Origin of the sequence: Methylomonas methanica, from assembly GCF_001644035.1 — a bacterium.
Taxonomy (GTDB): domain Bacteria; phylum Pseudomonadota; class Gammaproteobacteria; order Methylococcales; family Methylomonadaceae; genus Methylomonas; species Methylomonas methanica_A.
In genome coordinates, this window is record NZ_LUUG01000073.1 from 1 (window position 1) to 20,848 (window position 20,848).

General features: G+C 53.3%; 20 protein-coding genes. 6 read left to right on the forward strand and 14 right to left on the reverse strand.

Going from position 1 to position 20,848, the window contains the following annotated elements:
- Positions 1-247: 247 nt before the first annotated feature.
- The 4 genes from A1332_RS12215 to speA all read right to left on the reverse strand — a co-directional run bounded on the left by A1332_RS12215 (position 248) and on the right by speA (position 5,040).
- Entirely contained in the window at positions 248-1,567 is a 1,320-nt protein-coding gene (locus tag A1332_RS12215; RefSeq protein ID WP_064008771.1) for a UDP-glucose dehydrogenase family protein, read from the reverse strand.
- Positions 1,568-1,583: 16 nt separating this feature from the next.
- On the reverse strand, positions 1,584-2,450 hold the full coding sequence (locus tag A1332_RS12220; RefSeq protein WP_064008772.1) for an NAD(P)-dependent oxidoreductase: 867 nt from the start codon (positions 2,448-2,450) through the stop codon (positions 1,584-1,586).
- Between the two features lie 69 nt (positions 2,451-2,519).
- Entirely contained in the window at positions 2,520-3,128 is a 609-nt protein-coding gene (locus A1332_RS12225; RefSeq protein ID WP_064008773.1) for a GDSL-type esterase/lipase family protein, read from the reverse strand.
- A 64-nt stretch (positions 3,129-3,192) separates the two neighbouring features.
- Positions 3,193-5,040 (reverse strand): biosynthetic arginine decarboxylase, encoded by a 1,848-nt coding sequence (speA, locus tag A1332_RS12230; RefSeq protein ID WP_064008774.1) that lies wholly within the window; start codon positions 5,038-5,040, stop codon positions 3,193-3,195.
- Positions 5,041-5,102: 62 nt separating this feature from the next.
- Between speA and speE the strand changes: the two genes are divergently transcribed.
- The 4 genes from speE (at position 5,103) to A1332_RS12250 (ending at position 8,452) form a co-directional block, all read left to right on the forward strand.
- Positions 5,103-5,948 carry a polyamine aminopropyltransferase gene (gene speE / locus A1332_RS12235; protein ID WP_064008775.1) on the forward strand — a complete coding sequence of 282 codons (846 nt, stop codon included), beginning with the start codon at positions 5,103-5,105 and terminating at the stop codon, positions 5,946-5,948.
- A 259-nt stretch (positions 5,949-6,207) separates the two neighbouring features.
- A complete protein-coding gene (locus tag A1332_RS12240; RefSeq protein WP_064008776.1) occupies positions 6,208-7,122 on the forward strand; it encodes a GGDEF domain-containing protein in 915 nt (304 codons plus the stop codon).
- A 161-nt stretch (positions 7,123-7,283) separates the two neighbouring features.
- Complete coding sequence (locus tag A1332_RS12245; RefSeq protein WP_064008777.1) at positions 7,284-7,721, forward strand: exosortase system-associated protein, TIGR04073 family; 438 nt, start codon at positions 7,284-7,286, stop codon at positions 7,719-7,721.
- Between the two features lie 35 nt (positions 7,722-7,756).
- Positions 7,757-8,452 (forward strand): OmpA family protein, encoded by a 696-nt coding sequence (locus A1332_RS12250; protein ID WP_064008778.1) that lies wholly within the window; start codon positions 7,757-7,759, stop codon positions 8,450-8,452.
- 84 nt (positions 8,453-8,536) lie between these two features.
- Here the strand turns inward: A1332_RS12250 and A1332_RS12255 are convergent, their stop codons facing one another.
- From A1332_RS12255 to A1332_RS12280, 6 genes are all read right to left on the reverse strand, one after another.
- On the reverse strand, positions 8,537-8,740 hold the full coding sequence (locus A1332_RS12255) for a hypothetical protein (RefSeq protein ID WP_064008779.1): 204 nt from the start codon (positions 8,738-8,740) through the stop codon (positions 8,537-8,539).
- Positions 8,741-8,812: 72 nt separating this feature from the next.
- Positions 8,813-9,088: a late competence development ComFB family protein gene (locus tag A1332_RS12260; protein ID WP_064008780.1), complete on the reverse strand. Its 276-nt coding sequence runs from the start codon at positions 9,086-9,088 to the stop codon at positions 8,813-8,815.
- 128 nt (positions 9,089-9,216) lie between these two features.
- Complete coding sequence (locus tag A1332_RS12265; RefSeq protein WP_064008781.1) at positions 9,217-10,416, reverse strand: ABC transporter permease; 1,200 nt, start codon at positions 10,414-10,416, stop codon at positions 9,217-9,219.
- 1 nt (position 10,417) lies between these two features.
- Positions 10,418-11,623, reverse strand: coding sequence for an ABC transporter permease (locus A1332_RS12270; protein WP_064008782.1), 1,206 nt, complete (start codon positions 11,621-11,623; stop codon positions 10,418-10,420).
- A 197-nt stretch (positions 11,624-11,820) separates the two neighbouring features.
- On the reverse strand, positions 11,821-13,029 hold the full coding sequence (locus A1332_RS12275; protein WP_064008783.1) for an amidohydrolase family protein: 1,209 nt from the start codon (positions 13,027-13,029) through the stop codon (positions 11,821-11,823).
- Positions 13,030-13,094: 65 nt separating this feature from the next.
- Positions 13,095-15,086 (reverse strand): TonB-dependent receptor, encoded by a 1,992-nt coding sequence (locus tag A1332_RS12280; RefSeq protein WP_082879672.1) that lies wholly within the window; start codon positions 15,084-15,086, stop codon positions 13,095-13,097.
- A gap of 298 nt (positions 15,087-15,384) precedes the next feature.
- Here A1332_RS12280 and A1332_RS12285 point away from each other — a divergent pair, with 298 nt between their 5' ends.
- Both A1332_RS12285 and A1332_RS12290 read left to right on the forward strand, forming a co-directional pair.
- Positions 15,385-16,350: a helix-turn-helix domain-containing protein gene (locus A1332_RS12285; RefSeq protein ID WP_064008784.1), complete on the forward strand. Its 966-nt coding sequence runs from the start codon at positions 15,385-15,387 to the stop codon at positions 16,348-16,350.
- 144 nt (positions 16,351-16,494) lie between these two features.
- On the forward strand, positions 16,495-17,409 hold the full coding sequence (locus tag A1332_RS12290) for a DMT family transporter (RefSeq protein ID WP_231890282.1): 915 nt from the start codon (positions 16,495-16,497) through the stop codon (positions 17,407-17,409).
- Between the two features lie 115 nt (positions 17,410-17,524).
- Here the strand turns inward: A1332_RS12290 and A1332_RS12295 are convergent, their stop codons facing one another.
- From A1332_RS12295 to A1332_RS12310, 4 genes are all read right to left on the reverse strand, one after another.
- The gene (locus A1332_RS12295; RefSeq protein ID WP_064008786.1) at positions 17,525-18,424 is read right to left on the reverse strand and encodes a hypothetical protein; all 900 of its coding nucleotides are present in this window, start codon (positions 18,422-18,424) and stop codon (positions 17,525-17,527) included.
- A 65-nt stretch (positions 18,425-18,489) separates the two neighbouring features.
- Positions 18,490-18,897, reverse strand: a complete 408-nt coding sequence (locus A1332_RS12300) for a hypothetical protein (protein WP_064008787.1) — start codon at positions 18,895-18,897, stop codon at positions 18,490-18,492.
- 118 nt (positions 18,898-19,015) lie between these two features.
- The gene (locus tag A1332_RS12305) at positions 19,016-19,687 is read right to left on the reverse strand and encodes an ABC transporter ATP-binding protein (protein WP_064008788.1); all 672 of its coding nucleotides are present in this window, start codon (positions 19,685-19,687) and stop codon (positions 19,016-19,018) included.
- Complete coding sequence (locus tag A1332_RS12310; RefSeq protein WP_064008789.1) at positions 19,684-20,820, reverse strand: efflux RND transporter periplasmic adaptor subunit; 1,137 nt, start codon at positions 20,818-20,820, stop codon at positions 19,684-19,686. The genes A1332_RS12305 and A1332_RS12310 overlap by 4 nt, the downstream gene beginning before the upstream one ends.
- Between the last annotated feature and the right edge of the window lie 28 nt (positions 20,821-20,848).

Consider the following 20,848-nt stretch of genomic DNA (forward strand, 5'->3'; position numbering starts at 1 on the left):
GATGCGGCGCGTTGACGAAGGGGCAGGAAGCCCCTTTCGTCAACCCCCGGCGAAAGCTTCGGAGCGCAGGGAATAAGCGGCATCCGGGCCGCCTTTTCTTTGGGTACTTTCTTTTGGCGGAGCAAAAGAAAGTACCTCGGCTGTCGGGCCGAGACCCGACATTAAAACCAGCCGTCGCGCCAGCGACACCTTAACCTCAATAGCCCTTCGACAAACTCAACTCGAACGGAATCCAATAAAAAACTAATCAACGCCCAATCGCGTAATACTGCAACCCAAACTGCTTAACCAACCTAGGCTCATACATATTCCGCCCATCGAATATCACCTTGTCTTTCAACAAACGACTTAAATCATCAAAGTCCGGACTGCGGAACTGTTTCCATTCGGTGACGATGATCAACGCATCCACATCGTTTAAGGTGTCCGCCTGTTTCGCGCAATACACCAATCCGGCTTTGTCGCCATAGATGCGATGCGCTTCTTCCATCGCTTCCGGGTCGTAGGCTCGTACAGTCGCACCCGCATCGATTAAGGCTTCCAGCAATACCCGGCTGGGGGCTTCGCGCATGTCGTCGGTGTTAGGTTTAAACGCCAGGCCCCATAGCGCAAAGGTTTTGCCTTTCACACCATCGGGATAATGCGTAGAAACTTTCTCAAATAAGCGGTGTTTTTGTCGGTCGTTGACGTTTTCCACAGCGCTAAGCAGTTCGGCTTGATAGCCGTAGTCGCGGGCGGTACGTTCCAGCGCTTTCACGTCTTTCGGAAAGCAGGAGCCGCCGTAGCCGCAGCCTGGATATATAAAGCTGTAGCCAATGCGGCTGTCGGAGCCTATGCCGTGGCGGACGTTTTCGATGTCGGCGCCCAGCCTTTCCGCCAGATTGGCGAGTTCGTTCATAAAGCTGATTTTGGTGGCCAGCATCGCGTTGGCGGCGTACTTGGTCAGTTCGGCGGACCGAATGTCCATAGTGATAACCCGCTCCCGGCTGCGATTGAACGGCGAGTACAGCGCTTTCAACAATTCGGCGGTTCTGGGGTTATCGGTGCCGATGATGATCCGGTCCGGCTTCATGAAATCGTCCAGCGCGGAGCCTTCTTTTAAAAACTCGGGATTTGAGACGACGTCAAACTCCAATTCCTGACTGCGCTCGGCCAATACATCTTTGATGGCCTGTTTGACTTTGTCGGCGGTGCCGACCGGCACGGTGGATTTATCGACCACTATTTTGTAATCGCTCATGTGTTCGGCGATGCTTTTCGCCACCGCCAACACGTATTTCAAATCGGCCGAGCCGTCTTCGTCCGGCGGCGTACCCACCGCGATGAATTGAAACAAGCCGAAATCCACGGCTTCCTTGACGTCGGTGGTAAAGCTCAAGCGACCGGCGGCGACATTGTCCTTAACCATCTCGTCCAAACCCGGCTCGTAGATTGGAATGACACCTTGCTTGAGTTGGTCGATTTTGCGCTGATCGACATCCATGCAAAGCACTTGATTACCCACTTCTGCCAGACAGGCGCCCGTCACCAAACCTACATATCCACTGCCAAACACCGTAATTTTCATCGTTACACCTTGTAAACTAATTGGAAGATCGTTTCTGTTTTAAGCGATACAACGCGGAAATATCCTCGTCGCCATAACCTTTGGCCATCAGTTTGGCATAGTCCGCGAGCGTCGTAATGGTTAGCGGGCAACCTACGCCGGCATGCTGAGCCATATGCTGAGCTATTTTTAAGTCTTTATGATGGAGCGCCAATTTAAAACCGGGGGGAAATTGGTTTTGGGTCATGGTCTTGCCGCGGTGATTCAAGAACCAGTTGCCGGCCGCGCCGCCGCTGACCACCTCAATGACTTTCTCCATCGGTAATCCCTGAGCCTCGGCAAAGGCCAATGCTTCGGTCACTGCCTGGTTAATGCCGGCACACATGATTTGGTTCACTGCCTTGCAAGCTTGCCCGGCACCGACACCACCCATGTGTTCGATACGCGCGGTCATGGCCGCCAACACCGGACGAACCCGTGCCAAAATTTGTGCGTCGCCACCGACCATCATAGCCAACGTGCCTTTGTTGGCGCCTTCCACGCCGCCGGACACCGGCGCGTCCAAGAACGCCGCCTGTTTTTCCGCCAGTTTTTGCGCCGCCACCATCGCCGTCTCGCTGCTGACCGTAGACATATCCACCACCACGCTGCCTGGCCGGATGGTTTTAGCGATAGCATCCACCACCATCAGCACGTCTTTATCCGCCGATACGCAGATCAACACCACTTCGACTTGACCGGCCAGCTGTTCGATAGTCTCGCAAGCCTGGATTTGTAATTCCGCCGCTAAGGTCTCGGCTTTACTTGAGGTCCGGTTGTAAACCGCAGTCAAGCATCCGGCCTTGGCAAGATTGCGCGCCATGCCCTGGCCCATTGCCCCCAATCCGATTAAGCCTACCCGCATGTCATATCCCCTTAATATTGTCTGGACCATTATAGCGCCTTAGTCCGGCGGCAACAGAGCACGCTGCGGCTACAAAGCGCCATACTTTTGCAGTAATGTCGCAATATTTTCCGCCAGGCGCCGGTACCCCAAGTCGTTGGGATGAACAGCATCCGACTTAAGCTCGTTGTTTGCCAGAATGCTGGGCACGGTATCCAGATCGCTCGGCACGCCTTCGGAGACGGCAAGTTCCTCATAAACTTTCGCACTATGCAAAAACACTATCCCAAACGCCGGCACACCCAACATAAGCACCGGAATATTGCGCTGCCTGGCTTCGGCAATCATGGCTTTGAGATTCTCGCGGGTTTGCTCCGCCGCGATTTGTTGCAAAATATCGTTGCCGCCGTGGATTAAAATCACCAGGTTGGGCTGATATTCATCCAGCAATGCCGGTAAGCGTTGCCTGCCCTCAGCGCTTAATTCTCCGGGGACGCCTTCGTTAATCACCTCACGGCTTATCATTTGCGCCAGGATACTGGGGTAATCATGCTGCGCCGACGCGCCGGTGCCATAGGTCAGGCTATCGCCGAACGCCAGGATGACGGCGTTATCCGGCAGCTTGCTAAAGGTTGGCGCCGGTTTATTGCAGGCTATGCAGCCACAGAATAATGCCACGGCAATCAGGAATATTTTCATGTTAGCCTCGGCTTGGGCACCTTACCGTTATCGATCCCATACTTCGGGAACTGCTGGTGCCTTCTTATCTTTCCAGGTAGGTATAAGCGTTCAATCCGGCCAGCAATTCCTGCTCGAAACACGCCTTTTGCTCAGCCGGCAATCCGCAGCCGTCAAGCTTTTGCCGATAGGCGGTTTTCAGGGCTTCGGTATTGATATGCACATAATCCAGCAATTCGCTGACATCCTCACCTTCCATGAAATCGCCGAAACGATAGCCCTGTTCGTCCAGTTCGATATTAATCGAATGCGTATCGCCGAACAGATTGTGCATATCTCCCAGAATTTCCTGATACGCCCCAACCATGAAAAAGCCGATCAGGTAATCCTGATCTTCCGCGATAGTATGCAGCGGCATGGTATTGGCGATGTTCTGATGATCGACATATTGGTCGATACGGCCGTCGGAGTCGCAGGTTAAATCCTGCAAAACCGCGCGCCGGGTGGGTTGCTGTCCTAGCTGATGAATGGGCATGATCGGAAAAATCTGGTCTATGCCCCAAATGTCCGGCATCGATTGAAACAAGGAAAAATTGCAAAACACCTTGTCAGCCAGCTTTTCGTCCAGTTCCTGCAAAATTTCCCGGTGATGATGATTGTCCAGGTCCAACTCGCGCTGAATCTGCTGGCACAAACTAACGTAATACTTCTCGGCTTCCGCCAACTCGGTCAGCGACAAATCGCCCTGCACGAACTTGGCGCGGGCTTCGGCCATGTTGAATTGGGCATTGTGATAAGCCTCGGCGATATTTTGCCCGGCTATTTCCACCGGCATAGCAGCACCTTGCAGGCTTTCCACTTCGGTGACATTGGTAATCAACACCGCATGGTGCGCCGTAATGGCCCGACCCGATTCGGTAATGATGTTGGGCTGCGGCAATCCGTGTTGCTCAGCCACTTCCGCAAAAGCGCGGACAATATTTTCCGCATACTCGTTCACGCTGTAATTGATCGAGCATTCGCGCCGCGAGCCGCTGCCGTCATAGTCCACACCCAAGCCGCCACCGGCATCGACCGTGGTAATGTTGGCGCCGAGCTGATGCAATTGCAGATAAAACTGGCCGGCTTCTTTCAGCGCCAGCTTGATATCGTGGATATTGGCTATCTGCGAGCCCATATGAAAGTGCATCAGCTGCAAACAATTCAGCATATTCAATTGCTGCAAGCGGGCGATCAGTTGCAAGACTTCGCTGGCGTGCAAACCAAATTTGGATTTTTCGCCGCCGCTGTTTTGCCATTTGCCGGCGCTGATGGTCGATAAGCGCACGCGCAAGCCGATCAAAGGTTTTACCTGTAGCTTGGCGGCTTCTTCGATGATCATCTCCAGCTCGGAAGGCTTTTCGATGACGATGAACACCGACAAACCCATCAATTGGCCCATCAAGGCCATGCGGATGTAAAACCGGTCTTTGTAGCCGTTGCAGACAATGGTACCGCCGCGTTTTGCCAGACCCAAAATCGCCAGCAATTCCGGCTTGCTACCGGCTTCCAGGCCGATATGCTCGGCAGCCACAATGCTTTCCACCACATTGCCTTGCTGATTCACTTTAATCGGATATACCGGCGTGTAATGGCCGCGGTAAGCATGCGCGACTCTCGCCTGATCGAATGCCTGCTGTAACTGGCGGATGCGGTCGCGCAAAATATCGGTAAAACGCACCAGCACCGGAAAGTTCAAGCCCTTGTCCCGCAAGGCCTGAGCGATGTCGAACAGATCGATTTCGGTCGCGCAATCGGCTTGCGGCTTGACGCAGACATGGCCTTGGTCGTTAATCGAAAAATAACCGTTACCCCATTGCTGGATAGCGTAAAGCTGCTTGGATTGTTCAATCGACCAGGGTTGTGTTGGCACGCGTTCTACTCGGACTGTCATAAAGAGGTAGAAATTCTAAAGTATAATGATGAACGTTATATGACTTTTTACAGGACTTCATCATGCTCGACGACCAATGGTTCAGCGAAGCGCAAACCGCCACCGGCACTGCGTTTTCATTAAAAATCACCCGTAAACTCCACGAGGAGCAATCCGAATTTCAGTTTCTGGAAATCTACGAAACCGAACAGTTCGGCAATCTGATGGTGATTGACGGCTGCACCATGGTCTCCACCCGCGATAATTTCTTCTATCACGAGATGATCAGCCACCCGGTGTTGTTTACCCATCCCAATCCAAAAAACGTGTTGATTATCGGCGGCGGCGACTGCGGCACCCTGCGCGAAGTGTTGAAGCATCCCGGCGTTGAATCAGCCGTGCAAATCGACATCGACGAACGCGTCACCCGTTTGGCGGAAATCTATTTTCCGGAATTGTGCGAATCCAACAACGATCCGCGCGCCGACTTGAAATTTATCGACGGCATCAAATGGGTAAAAGAAGCCGCGCCGAACAGCGTGGACATCATCATCGTCGACAGCACCGACCCGGTCGGCCCGGCCGAAGGCCTGTTCAGCGCCGATTTTTATAAAGATTGTTTCAGGGCGTTGAGCGAGAACGGTATCGTGGTGCAGCAAAGCGAATCGGCCTTGCTGCATATGAAAATCCTCAAGGAAATGCGCGAGGAAATGCAAGCCGGCGGATTTGCAAACTTTCAAACCGTGTTCTTCCCGCAATGTATTTACCCGTCCGGCTGGTGGAGTGCGACGATGGCCAGTAAAGCCGACTTGTCAAAATTCCGCGAGCAGGATGCCGCCAATAAAGGCTTTGACACCGTCTATTACAACAGCGACATCCACAAAGCCAGTCTGGCGATGCCGGAGTTTTTCAAAAAAGCCTTCGCTTAAACCACAAGCGAGCCGAAGCGAACCTACGCTTCGGCTACTGCTGAGTTGCATCCCACCCACGCCGCACAACACTCTCAAACCGCTTCACTACCTTCAGCTCGACATCGCTGACCTTGATAGCTGTCGGACTATCTGAGACACTACAAATTATAAGGTTGCACCTACAGCGCCCCGCTCGACAACATAATTTTACGTTTGGCCGAACAATCCCAAAAGCTTATTTCAACGCCCATGCCTGGAGATGATTAGGAATCAACCGATGACCACGCCTCCCGACAAAACTCAGTTAAATTTGTCGAACACTTTGGTCGGCAAATTATCCGAAAACGGTCGCGACCTTTCGGAGCTGGAGCCGTATTTGGTAGTTTTATCCGGTAGCGAACAAGGCAAGCAATTCAAATTACACAATGACCAGCATGTGCTGGGCCGCGAACCGGCCGTGGATATTCTGATTCCGGATCCGAAAGTCTCCCGGCGCCACGGCATGCTGTCGGTGAACAGCCAGCATATCCTCCTCGAAGACTTAAATTCCACCAACGGCACCTACGTCAATGGCAAGCGCGTCATAAAACATACACTCGCACTACTCGACAGAATCCTGCTGGGCGACACCTACCTGAAAATCGATTACAAACGCTTCAACGAGGCCAAATCGGAACAGGCGCTTTACGCGGCGGCGAATCTGGATTCGATGACCAACATTCTGAACCGCAATGCCTTCATGCTGCGCGCGCAACAGGAGTTTTCTTTTTGTAAACGCAACGAAACGCGATTGACGGTGATGATGTGCGACGCCGACCATTTCAAGCGAACCAACGACAATTTCGGCCACCTCGCCGGCGACCAGGTCCTTAAAGAATTGGCGAAAATTCTGAATGCGGAAATGCGCCAAGAGGATTTTCTGGCCCGTTACGGCGGCGAAGAATTCATCATGTTATTGCGAGAGATTTCTGTGGATGCCGCAGCCGCTTTGGCGGAGCGCATCAGACTTACGGTGATGCAGCATACGTTTCAATACCAAAATCAGCACATACCTGCCACCATTTCGATTGGCGTCTGCTCGTGTCGGGTAGTTACCGACACATCCCTGGAAGCAATTATCCAAGCGGCTGATGACGCCCTTTACCGCGCCAAGAAAAACGGCCGCAATCGGGTTGAAATCGACGCCCAGTAACTTTGGTTTGCAAACCAGGCAAAACAAACATCTGGCCGCATAAGGTATTTGCATTTCTCTGCGCCGTGCGTTACTGTCGGACTTCCAGTGTTTTCGGCGTTCTGCTGCTATGCTTAGCACGTCAGTAGAATTAAATTTGTAACACCACGGGAGTATCTAACATGAATAAAAATAAATTCCTCATCACCTGTTTGCTGTCAGGTGCATTATTGGCAAGCCAAACGGCACATGCGGACGAAAACCATCCGGGTTATCTGGCGGGTTTTACTTCCAGAGTCAGCCAAGGCTTCGCTAACACCACTTTCAGTTTTATCGAAATCCCTAAAAACGTGGTCAACATCACTCACGACCAAAACATCCTGCTTGGTTCGAGTTGGGGCGTGTTACGCGGCGTGGCTCACACCGTCAGCCGCACCCTGATAGGTGTGGCGGAGCTGATTGCCTCGCCGATACCCACCGATGAATTTATCTCTCCGCCATACGTATGGGACCGTTTTAGTGAAGATACCCGTTACTTCGGCCTGCATTTCCCCGGTTACTGGACTCATTACGGCCCGCTGGATCACGGTTATTCCGACACGCTGGATCATGGCAAGTAACGCGGACGATACCGCTCGATTTAGAGGATAAGATCATGAAAAAAAAATACGTATACATCCCGCTTGCCGTTCTGGCTTTATCGCTGACCGCCTGTTCCACGCCGAAAAAAGATGTGGCTGGACTCAGCGCCGAAATTGATGCCGCATCCAAAGGTCATTACGGTCAAGCCTTGCTCCACGCGTCAGCGGCTGAACAAGATTTAAAGTCGGCCAATCATGTGCTGAAACACTGGCAAAACGATTACTACTGGAACATCGACGAGAGCCTAAAAGCGCAGGAGGCTGCAAAATCAGCCGCGGCACACATTTTGGCCTCGGAAAAAGAGTATTGCCAATGGCTGACAGAGGCCCATTCACAAAACCATCATCACGTGGAAACGATTCATGAAACCGTAGCCTACTTCAAAACCGGTAGCCACGTGCCGTTTAAAACCAAGGAAGACACCATCAGTCATATCGGTCACTTTTTGCACGACCACCCCGATGCAACTGCTACTGTCACGGCTTCCACCGACACAGTCGGCAAGCCAGCCTATAACCAAGCCTTATCGGAAAGAAGAGCTAAATCCGTTAGCGAACTGCTGATTAAAAATGGCGCCAGAGCCACCCAACTGGTCTCTAAAGCTATCGGCGAAGCTCACGGTCCCGATAATACCGCTGATCAAAGTCACCGCGTTGCCGTGGTTATTTCCGCGCACCCTGACTATCTCGACTGCCCTAAACTGAAGTAAGTCCAACCCGCCCTGCTCGCGCCAGCGGCAGGGTGCTTGGCGGCAGAGATTCAATAACATCGATTATCGAATCTCTGCCCCACATTACATTTGGTCTGCCTGCTGTTTCTGCCGGTCCGCACTTTCAAAAATCTGCTTTTCCGCATCTCTGGCCTGATCCATGGGTTGCTTGATTGCATCCGCAAGCGGCTGCTGCACTGCTGCCGGCGGATTAGCCTTATCGGCCGGCGCCGAGTCGCAAGCCGACAAACCGCAAGCCACTAGTAAAAAAATCAAAGTGTTTTTCATGGGTTTATAGAACCTATTCGCAGGGCTATTGGACATTAAACTTCGGACTCAGCGGCCGGCGATGCCAAATATTCAATCATTCCGGTGCTCGCGAGGCCTACGCAAAACCTGCTGTATCGCCTGCTCCACCGCCATATCGACAGCACTGGCCATCTCCTGATATTGCTGCTCGCTGACATTAATGCCCTTATCGATGGTATTACGCACATAACACGGCGGTAATTTATTCAGCGCCAGACAGGCGACGTCTTCCTGAAATGCTTGACTGAACGGCTCTTCGGCCTGCTCAGCAAGCTTCCACAGCCGGTCTATCACCAATCGCTCGTAATAATTACTAATATTCAGCATAAAGACCTCTTGGCATGACATTGGCTAAAACTGCTAGCTAAGCATAGCCGAGAATCCTTTCGGGCCTAGTCCATTCTTTCGTTTTGGCAGATGTGATGATGTCAGCAAGACAACAATAGTGCTTTGGATCACTCCGCCCGTAAAGCTTCCAACGGATTCAATCTGGCGGCTTTGATGGCGGGCACCACGCCTGCCGCGACGCCGATAAACAAGGAAATCGCAAAGGCGGCAACGATGTAGTTCCAGGCCAATTGCACCGGCAGCGCCGGAACAAAAGCGGCAGCGAGCTTCACCAGTGCCACGCCCAACAAAACGCCTCCAGCCCCGCCGACCAAGCTCAGCAGCATCGCTTCGCCGAGAAACAGGTTAAACACCATGCCACGCTCGGCACCGATGGCGCGCAGCAGACCAATCTCAGACACCCGTTCCGATACGGCGATGGTCATGATGGTGAGAATACCGACCGAGCCCACCAGCAGCGAGATACTGCCCAGCGCCGCCACCGCCAGCGTTAAAACGCTGAGCACCGAATCCATTTTTTCCAGCATCTGGTTCTGAGTGACTATCGTAAAATCCTCAGCGCCGTGCCGCGCTATCAAGCGGCGCTTGATAGCTTGTTCGACAGTTTCCGCACTGGTTTCGCTGCTGTAGAGTAAATCGATTTCCATCAAACTCTGCCGATCGAACATTTCCATGGCCTTGCCGCTGGCGATGAATACCGTGTCGTCCAGGTCAAAACCCAACATCTGGCCTTTGGCCTGCATCACGCCGATGACCCGAAACCGGTCGCTGCCGATGCGAATCCGTTGCCCCAAAGGGCTGGCGTTACCGAATAATTCGGCGCGCATCTTACTGCCCAATACCGCGAAAGCGCGCGGGTTATCGAGGCCATCGTTAGGCAAAAAGCGGCCGCTATCGACTTTCAGCTGCCAGACTTGCGGCAACGCGGCCCCCACCCCAAATACATTAGCCCGGCGTTGTTTAGCGCCGGCCTCGATCCGGGCATTGCCCTGTACCAAGGGCATCGCCGCCAGCACATGATCCAGATTTTCCAGACTGGCCGCATCGGCGGTGGATAAAGGCCGCACCGTGCTGATGGTAGCACCGGATAAGCCAAAGGTAGTCGTTTTACCGGGATAAACCGCGATCAGATGCGTGCCGAACTGGGTAAATTCCGCTAGAACGAAACTATGAATGCCGCGGCCGATGGAGGTCAAAATCACCACGGCGGCAATGCCGATAATCAAACCCAGCGCCGTCAGCAGGGAGCGTTGTTTATGGCTGCTAATACTGCGTAGCGCCAGTTTGGCTAAATCCAGCCAATTCATCTTAGCGCCTCGCCAAAGCCGCAACCGGGTCCAACCGCGCCGCCTTCCGGGCAGGCATTACCCCGAAAATCAAGCCGGTGGCCAGCGCCACCGCCAAGGCCGACAGTCGGGCCCAAAGCGGCAAAGCGACCGGAAAATTAGGATACAGCCACTGCAATACCAAGATACCGAACTGCCCTATCACGCTGCCGACCACTGCGCCAGCCAGGGATAGCAAGGCCGCTTCGCATAAAAACCAGCGCTGCAACTGGCCTTGGGTGGCGCCCAAGGCTTTCAGCAAACCAATCTCCGCCGTGCGTTGGCTGACGCTGACCAGCATCACATTCATCACCAATACCCCCGCGACCGCCAGACTGACCGCCGCAATGCCGGCTACGGTAAAGGTCAATGCGGTAAGGATTTTGTCGAAGGTATTCACCACGCTGTCCTGGGTAATCACGGTCACATCGTCCTCGCCTTCGTGGCGCAGCTTGATGATATTGCGGACCTCGTCAACGGCTTTATACATAGCGGCTTCCGAATGCGCCTCAATTAAAATCCGAAACAAGGAATGGCTGTCGAACAAGGCTAGCGCGGACGCCACCGGCACAATGATGAGTTCGTCGAAACCGGTGCCTATTGATTGACCTTCCTTGGCCAACACGCCAATCACTCGAAACCGGCGGTCGTTGATACGCAGCCATTGGCCAACCGCTTGCTGATGCGCGAACAATTCGTCACTGATAGTTTTGCCGATCACGCACACCGAAATTTCTTTATCGGCATCGGCCTCCGGCAGAAACTGGCCTTGGGCCATCGTCAAATGCCGCACGCGCAGCAAAGCATGCGTGGAGCCCATTACATTGGTTTCCCGCTCCAGACCGCCGACGGACACCGGCGCCGAGCCGATGCTGACCGGCGCAATCGCCGCCACCTGCCGGCTGCGAAACAAGGCGGCGGCATCGTCCAACGTTAGATCGCGCGGGGTTTCACCAAACAGAGGTGGATGGCCGCCGGTGGTTTCGGTGCGACCGGGCAGGACGATGACCAGATGGGTGCCCAGCGATTCGAATTCGTGGACTACATAATTGCGGGCACTATCGCCCAATGCGGTCAACACATTTACGGCAGCCACGCCTATGCTCATCGCCAAAATAATCAGCGCGGCGCGTAGGGGCTGGGTCCGGATGGCTTTGCCGGCCTGAAGGAGTAAGTCTTTACTGAGCATGGCGATAGGGTAACAAGCTTAACCGGCAGTTTAGCTGGAACCGCCAACAAATACCCAGCTAAAACGCAAACGCTTCATAGACTGCGAGATTAAAACCTTGAGCTTAGGTTTTCCGGCGGCTGAGCGGAGCTTCGCCGAAGCCAGCCAGCGCGGAGTCGGCGAAGCTCAGCGCATAGCCCCCAGAGAACCGGGGCCAATCAGCTTCCGAAGTAATTTATTATCAGTTTTCCGCCGGACATCACCAAATCAGGATATTCCAACAATTTAAGCTTTTGCATCGGGTCGCCTTTTACCGCGATCATATCGGCCGGCGCGCCGGGCAATAAGGTGCCAAGCAAAGGAATATTCAGGTATTGACCGGCATTGGAGGTTGCTATCCGAATCACGTCCAACGGCGTCATACCTGCCAGATGTTGCAGGTACAGCAACTCCTGGCCGTCTATGCCCCAGGGAATATCGGGATGAGCGATTTCCGCGCCGTACAAAAACTCCGCGCCCAGCTCGGCTAAGCGTCTGACATTGCTGCTCACTCCCGAACATTTGGACAAGGTGTCGATGGTGCTGACGATTCTGACCTGCTGTGCCACGGCCCGATGCAGTTGTGCGTCAGGCAGAGTTTCGCATGGTGTATGTGCCCATTCGTCGATGCCGACGTCCAAAGCCAATTGTGCGCCTTTAGACTCCGCAAGATGTGCCGCCACCCGGCGACCCAGTTGATGCGCTTCATCGACGATGGCCGCCAACACAACCGGAGATAACATCGGCCAGCTATGAGGCTTATCATGCATTTTGGAGTGCGCGTGTTGGGCGTGAGCGTGTCCGCCAGACCAGGGCGCGCCTGCTTCGCCACCCGGCTCCAGCGCCACTTTGATCACTACCGCGCCACCTGCCACCAGTTTACGCACCGCTTGCCGCGCTTGTTGCGCGTCGGCTACCGGCATGGCAATGTCGGTTTCGCCCAGATTAGGTATCGGATAGCCTGCCGGCGCGGTTAAAATCGGCCCTGACGTCATTAGCCTTAAGCTGCCGTCGCCGCCGTAAGGCTGATGCAGCGGCCCGCCGACATCGCGCACCGTGGTGACTCCATGGCGCAACACTGTATCGGCCGGTACGTGTTGATAGCTTAAATGCGCGTGTAACTCGATAAAACCCGGCAATAAGGTTGCATCGCCGAGATCGAGTCGGGGTGCACCGCTATCGTTAAAGGCTTCCCGGCCGTCTATCCTGGCGACCTTGCCCTCGCTTATCAGCACCGCCGCATCGGTTCTGAGCGTATAGCCATCGAAAACCCGCGCCGCCGAGATTAGCAGCGGTTGGTCTTGGGCGAAGGCGGCGCTGCCCGGCAAAGTCAGCGCCAGCACCGATAGCAATTGGAGGCAGCGATTGAAACTAAATTGAGATTTCATGGCTATTTCGCAAAAAGCAGCGCCGGCGGAAACCGGCTCTGTCGAGTTGAAGTGGATTAAATCGCCTAGAAGCTGGCAGCAATACCGATTTGCCCCCAAATGCCAGGCATTTGATAACCGGGGCGGTATACATAGCGCTTGTCGAACAAGTTTTCCACGCTGACAAAGAGTTCGCCTTTTTTGCCCAACCCGGCAATCGGATAGGCCAGCCGGGTATTCGCCACGGTAAAGGCTTCGACACGTTGGTTATTTACTTCGCCGACATTCCGGGCTCTGTTCAACGCCCAGGTTCTTGATTGATATTGCAGGTCGAAGGAAAAACGCAGCGGACCAATCGGGCCATTGATACCGGCGGTCACCGCTTGTTCCGGGGTGTAGGGCAAATTCGGGATGCTGGGGTTTAATAAGGTCAATCCCGCAAACAGACTCCAATCGGCGAATAGCTCCTGCTTGACGGAGGCTTCCAAACCGCGCATCCAGTACGAGCCGAAATTGAGATAAGCACCCTGGGTTAAGTCGAACACGTAGCGGTTTTTGACATTATCGATGAAAAAACTCAAATCGATTTTTGTGGTTTTGAACGGCGAGGCTTTTAACCCCACTTCGGCATGATCGACATTTTCAGGCGACAAATTTTGCCAGCCGTTGGCTGAAAAATTCGGTAAAAAGCCGCCGGAAAACATATTTAACGGCACATTCGACAAGGCACCGGCGTTAGCCGCCGCGTCAATGCCGGGATAATTGACGCCATTCGAGACGTTGCCGAATAAGGTCAAATCATCCGAGACAAATGACAAACCGGCGTGCGGCGAAGCTTTGGATTTATAGTGACTATGATCGTAAAAACGCACGCCGATAGATGGCACCATCACCCAGTCTTTGTTCAACACCACGTCGTGATTCAAGGCCACATAAGGGCTGGTCAGCCTGAAAGTGGGTGTGGCGAATTGGTACACTTGGTTGCCGGTTTGAGCACCCAGATTGGTCACTTTACCGTTCAGCCATTCGTTATCGATACCGGCCAGTAAGGTGCCGCCCTGCCACGGCGAAAACTGTTCCTTCCAGCGAAAACCGTCCATGCTGTATTGACTGAGCAGATTCGAGCGGTTGTCGGCAAAGCCGGTGAAGTAAGTGTTTTGACTTAACCAGTTACCGTCTCCGCCGTTATGGTAAAGGGTAAATTTACCGTGCCAATCGCCGTGCTCGTGACTAACACTGGCGGCAACCATACCGGCAACCGTATCGTACTCACCGATAGGCGGCGTTACCCCGTACTGCCCGGGATCGCCGGCTCTGTTATCCGCGTACAGAAAAGTCACGTCCGAACGCCATTGCGGACTTAGCTGATAGCCGGCTTTACCCATCACGTTGCGCAATTCGCCATAGCCATTTTGGCGATGACCGTCCGATTTAGCATAGCCTTGCGCCAGCGAGAAATCGAAATCGCCGTATTTGCCCTGCACATCCGCTTGCTCGGTAATCGTGCCGAAAAAGCCGCCGGACAAACGGCCGCTACCGTGTAGACCGTCCTCGATCGCGGTTTTGGTTTGCAGGTTGATCGAGCCGAAATTGTTGCCGTTGATATGCGGTTGCGGGCCCTTGTACACCGTAATCGATTGCATGCCGTTGACGGGCAACAAATCCAGCAAGGGATGGTTCCAAGTGGCCATATACATAGGAATATCGTCGATATAGGTTTTAATCTCGCTACCCGGCCGGCCCGTGCCTTGACCGCGAATCGAAACCGCACCGCCCTGGTCGCCGCCGAAGGCGCCGACCGGGTTATAGCGCGAGATTTGCACGCCGGGCGTTCTTTTCAACACTGACGCCAAATCCAGCGCATTCTGATCGCGGATTTGCTCTTCGGTCACAACCGCGGACACGCCGGAGAACTCGTCCACATGGTTTTCTTCGATAATGGGGCTGGCGACTACCTCGGTGGAATCGAGTTCGTCAGTCTTTTCCTCCGCCATCACGGCGGCACTGGCTTGCAGTAGCGCCAAGGAAACCAGCAAGGGCTTGGGTAAATTCAGTAGGGGCAGCGAGGCATATTTCATGATAATTCCAGTCAACATTCGGCAAATATAAAACCCGATCCACCAAACATTTATCGATTAATGTTCGAATATGGAAAGCGTTTATCACAATGCTGATTTTAACGAATCACCCGCAGCAGCCTAAGCTCCTTTCATATGCTAAAAGTAATATTTTTTATGCTATAAGTAGTAGCCGGTAATGTCTGGCGTTTCGATTATTTCATCCAAAAAACTCGGCAGCCTATTTAATAACTATTAATTAAGCCAAATAACACAGTTTAAATAAAATTTGCCCGTTGCTAACCACACAGAGATTGCCATGACAAAAAAAACGGCGGGACGCTGGCGCATAAAAAACGAAGAATTGCAGTCCCAACAGCAAGGCAACTGCCTGACTGAGTATCTACCGAATGAAATGGGCAAAGGGCACTCGACTTTGTTTCCGCTCGATCAGGATCTGAACTATATCGAAACCCATTATCAGCCCAGTCAGGATTTAGCTATCCTGACCCGGATGGATCAGCACAACCCTCGTCTGGTTGTGACTTTGGGCATGCAAGGGCAATCGCGATTCGTTGATGCGCAAGGCCGCGAAATTACTTTTAATGAAGGCTATACGTCGATAACCGCATTTAGCTCCAGTATTGGCGAACGCCAATATCAAGCCAATAATCCGATGGCTCAAGTGCGCTTTTCGATGAGTAAGTCCTGGTTGAGTAGATATTTCGGCGAAAATACCGCAACGCGATTTTTTAATAAGAACGGCATTAATTTAATAAGCTATAAACCGATTTCGAACGCGGCATTAATTGCCACGCGACAGTTATTAAATTGCGATGCGGATAACCCGGTAAAACATGTATTTATGCACGGCCAAGCCATGTCGATATTAGCCGCCGAAATGGGCCATCTATGGCAAGACGATCAGAAGAGCTCGCCGGTATTTTCGCAAAAAGACAAGGCCATAGCCCAAGCCGCACGCAGTATTCTATTAAATGAATATAAAAACCCGCCGTCGGTTGCGGAATTATCAAAACGCGTCGGCACTAATCAATTTAAATTAAAGCAATTGTTTCATCATTTTTTTAATACTACGCCATATGGCTTATTATTAGAGATTAGAATGAAAACCGCATATCAGTTATTGGAATCCAGCCGCTGTCAAATCGACATTGCCGCCGCCCACGTCGGATACAATCACGCCAGCAATTTCAGCAGCGCTTTTAGCAAATATTTCGGAATATCCCCCGGCAATATTGCCAAAAACCACACATCCAAACCTTAAGGGTTTACTATAGGCGCGGCTCCGACAAAACTCGTGTGTCGGTAGCCGGCAGGACGATGCGTATTTTGGATTCGCAGACCATTAGACCGAGCCGATACGGCCGGATTTAAACCCATTCGCTCTTACCTCCCCAGCCAAACACCAGTGCCAGCCGACACTAATCAGCCGCAATCCATTCAGACTCCCAACCCTATCTTGCCGCCATCTAACAGCCGCCTCGGTCTAATCTATATGCTGGTCGCTTGCGTGTTGTTTTCGGTTATGAACGCCGGCGCGTACGCCATCGGCCTACTTGATACCGGCTTGCCGCCCAGCATGATCAGCTTTATCCGCATTCTGGCCAATTTATTGATTCTGACAGTCCCGGCGTTGATCGGCGGCCGACTGAGCGGTCTGTTCGGCGATGCCCGCCCGTCGTTGTGGTTGCGCGGCTTGTTCGGTAGCACGGCCTTGATGCTGTCATTTGCCGCCATCGCCCGCATTGGTCCGGGCGAGAGCGCGTTTCTTACCGCCAGCAGCGGCGTGTTCGTGATGCTGTTAGGGCCAGTGGTGCTGGGCCAAAAAAACTCGCTGCTGGTTTGGCTGGCGATTATCGGCTCATTCAGTGGGGTGTCCTTATTATTCGACCTGGAAAATAGCCACAACTTGTTCGGCCAAGCCATGGCCTTGCTGGCCGGCCTGCTGTCGGCGCTGGCGTATTTGATGGTGGCGCGCGCCGGGCGCAGCAATACGCCGCAAACGGTAATCTTCTATTTTTGTCTGGTCGGTTTGGTGTTACACGGTTTTTATTTTGCGCGCTTTGGCTATCGGCTGCCGGACTCGCCCGAAAGCTGGGGCTTATTGCTCTTGGTAGGTCTGTCGGGCAGCGGCGCGCAACATTACATGACCCGGGCTTATCAAGCGGCGCCAGCGGCCTTGGTGAGCTCCATCGGCTATTTGGCCCCGGTATTAAGCCTGGCCTGGAGCGTCTTGCTATTCGAACAAATTCCCGGCCAAACCGCTCTGCTTGGCGCCGCACTGATTTTAGTGTTTGGCGTGATGTTGCCGTTTCTACGTTAAGCTAGACCGGCCAGGCCCCTGTTATTGCATTATGAGATACCGTGGTGCTTGCAACGCCTGACCATAGGCATGATGCAGTGATTGCTGAATTGGCCGGCGCTTTCGAGACCAGATTTTAAACTGCAACTTTGCAATAAGAGGGAATCCAACTGCGAGCGATCATGTAGTCCGGCAATTCGTTAAAATCAAAGGCCTCGCCATGCGCGATCATTTGTTTGACATCGAACAGCTCGCCCACTTCCGGGATATCTTGATAAAACAGGGTGTAAAACGGCTTAACCAGATAGCGGGCAATCTTAATACCCAATGGCCCGATGAAATTACGGCGCTGGCCGACATGGGCGACTTCGTCGATGGTGATTTCGTCCAGCAAGGCTTTCAGACGATCCCGAACTTCCGGCTCGTCGGCCAATAACGCGTCGAATAACTGATACAGATGGCAATAGAAGCTGACACCCATTAACTCGGTGACGAAGGCCGGCGTATCCATCAATACCCCCGGCAACTTGGGAAACTGTTCGTAGATCATTTCCTTAAACGGGGTCAACGGTTCCCATACCACCCGATCTAATCCGCAGGTCTTCAGCATTTCATCGAACAAACGCCAATGGCAAAATTCTTCGGCCAGATGCACTCGGGAAATTTTGTCTTCCACGCTATGCGAATTAGCCATATCCGGCACCACATCCCAGGCGCCTTTAATACCCACCCACTCGTGGCGCGCGAACTTATAAATTCCGCACAGCAACAAAGTCAGCTTGTCCATGGATTTTGGATCGTCCACCATCTTCACATAATTGCGATAAAACGCTTCCGGGTCTGCCAAAGGCTTGCGCAAGCGCACGGGATCATTTTGAAAATACGCCAATCGTTCGCGTTTTTTAGCCAAATCCCGGTCTGCTTCCAGCAACTCACCACCATGTTGTTGGGTAAACAGCCAATAATCGGCAAAATTTTCCTGCCGTTGCGCGTCGCTGGCGGGCGTAAAAATAGAACGATATTTGGCCTGAGTCACAAAATATTTCCCAATCTGCGGATAAAGACGCAGATTCTAACGAATTAATGACTTAAGGGTAGATTTTAAAATTTTTCCGTCGAGGAAATCGTTTGATTGCTCGATTCCCGCTGCATTCCCAACCAATTCAACGCATCGTCGCGATTATTGAAAATCCGGTAAACCCAATCGGCATCCCTGGGCATTGACAACATAACTTGGGTGGTCAGCTGGCTGATGTGGCTATAAACCACAAATGCGGCCGCTTTAATACCGGGCAAGGTGCCAAGTGCGGTTTGCGAGGCAAAGTCATAGTGGTAGGCGTTTACTTTGTGCACCAGCAGCAGATAGGGCCTCCGCAAATGCGCAACGATCCACGCATGATATTCGTCGACACGAGCCAAGTTAAATTCCACACCCTCATCGACAACAAACTCCGCCAAGTCCTCATCCAGCTTGATGGCATTGCAAAAACTTAATCTAAATCGCTCCATCGTCCCTCCCCGGCCCACTGGCGCGTTAACTCTGTGGACAGTATCGCACAACCAGGAAAAGTCTAACGACAAAGTTATCGCCGCCAAGCTTTTTTTAGCGCCACCCTAACTGAAAAAACTAAACCGAGCCGCCTGCCAAACGACCATCGACAATTCGCAATTGCCGCTTGGCTCTTCCGCCGATGTTTTGGTCATGGGTGATGATAATCAGCGTCACACCTTGCCGGTTCAGATTCTCCAACAACTCGATAATGTCCTGACCGGACTTGCTGTCCAGATTGCCGGTCGGCTCGTCGGCCAGCAGGATACCGGGCTGCATGATCATCGCCCTGGCAATGGCTATGCGTTGCAACTGGCCGCCGGACAATTGATTGGGCTTATGCTCGGCCCGATCCAATAAACTCACCGAGGCCAATGCCTGTAACACCCGTTGCTTGCGCTGTTTGCTGTCGATGCCGGCGAGGATCATCGGCATTTCGATGTTTTCCGCCGCGGTGAGCCGGGGGATCAAATGAAAAAACTGGAACACAAAGCCGATATTGTCGCGGCGAATCCGCGCCAGTTCGTCATCGCTTTGCCGGGTGACATCGGTGCCGTTCAACAGATACTGGCCGGCCGACGGTTGATCCAACAAGGCGACAATGTTTAATAGCGTGGACTTTCCGGAACCGGACGGCCCCATCACCGATACATATTCGCCACGACCGATAGACAGGTCTATGCCGTTCAAGGCCTGCACGATTTGCTCGCCCACCTGAAATTCCCGGCGGATACCGCTAAGCTGAATCATGGCTTGACGCGAACCGTCACGCCGGCCGCCACGCCATCCTTACCAACCGACGTCACCACTTGGTCGCCCGCCTTCAATCCCGACAGCACCTCGGTGAAACTCCAGTTGGATAGGCCGGGCTGAAAGCTTTGTTCATGCAGCACATTGTCTTCGTCTATCAACAACACGCGATGATTGTCCAGAATCGCCTCGGCCGGCAAACGCAGCGTACGCTCTTTTTGGTTAAGCAACACTTCGATGTCCGCGCTGTAACCCGGCAACAATTCCGCCAGATCTTTGGGATCGCGCAAAGTAACTTCAACTTCCACCGTGCGCGCCTGTTTTTCCTTTTCCAACACATAGGGCGCAACGCGGGTCACGATGCCGGAACACCGTTTTTCTGGAAACGCATCCAGCGACACGCAGGCACTCATGCCGGTCTTGATACTGGCCGCGTCCACTTCATCGATAGGCGCCGAGACGGTCAGACAACTAACGTCCAACAAATCGATAGGCGGCAAGGTCGGAATCCCCGGCGGCGATGGCGTGACGAACTCGCCCAACTCGGCATTGACCTCCGCGACCGTACCGTCGAACGGTGCTTTCACCAAAGTGCGCTGCACAGCCGCCTCGGCGACGCCCAACTGCGCCTCGGCCACCTCAATGGCTTGCAGCGCTGCCTTGCACCCGGCGCGCTGCGACTTACCGCCGGTTACCGACTTATCGACCTGTTCGACTGACACCACGTTTTTGTGTTTTTGTAATTGAGTCATCCGCGCCGCTTCCCGCTCCGCGCCGCCGGCCAGTTGGCAGGCCTGTTCAGCACTGGCCCGGCTGGCATTGATTTGGGCCTTTTGCAGTTCAACCTGGGCTTTCAAATCGTGATTCCACACTTCCAGCAACACTTGGCCTTGCTTGACCTTATCGCCTTCCTTGACCAACAAACTCGCCACCTGCCCTCCAGTGGCCGGCGCCAGATACGCCCGTCGACACGCCTTGACCGTCCCCACCCGCGTATTCGCCACCGTCGCCCGCACCTCGCCTTCCGCCAGAGTATAAGCCTCCACCTCGACCGGCTGCGGGCGGCGGCTGTAGAAAAATAGTGCGGCGATGGCTATCAGCAAGGCAGCAACGATCAGAGATTTGCTTTTCATGGAGCGAGTGCGCGGATAAGAGGTAGAC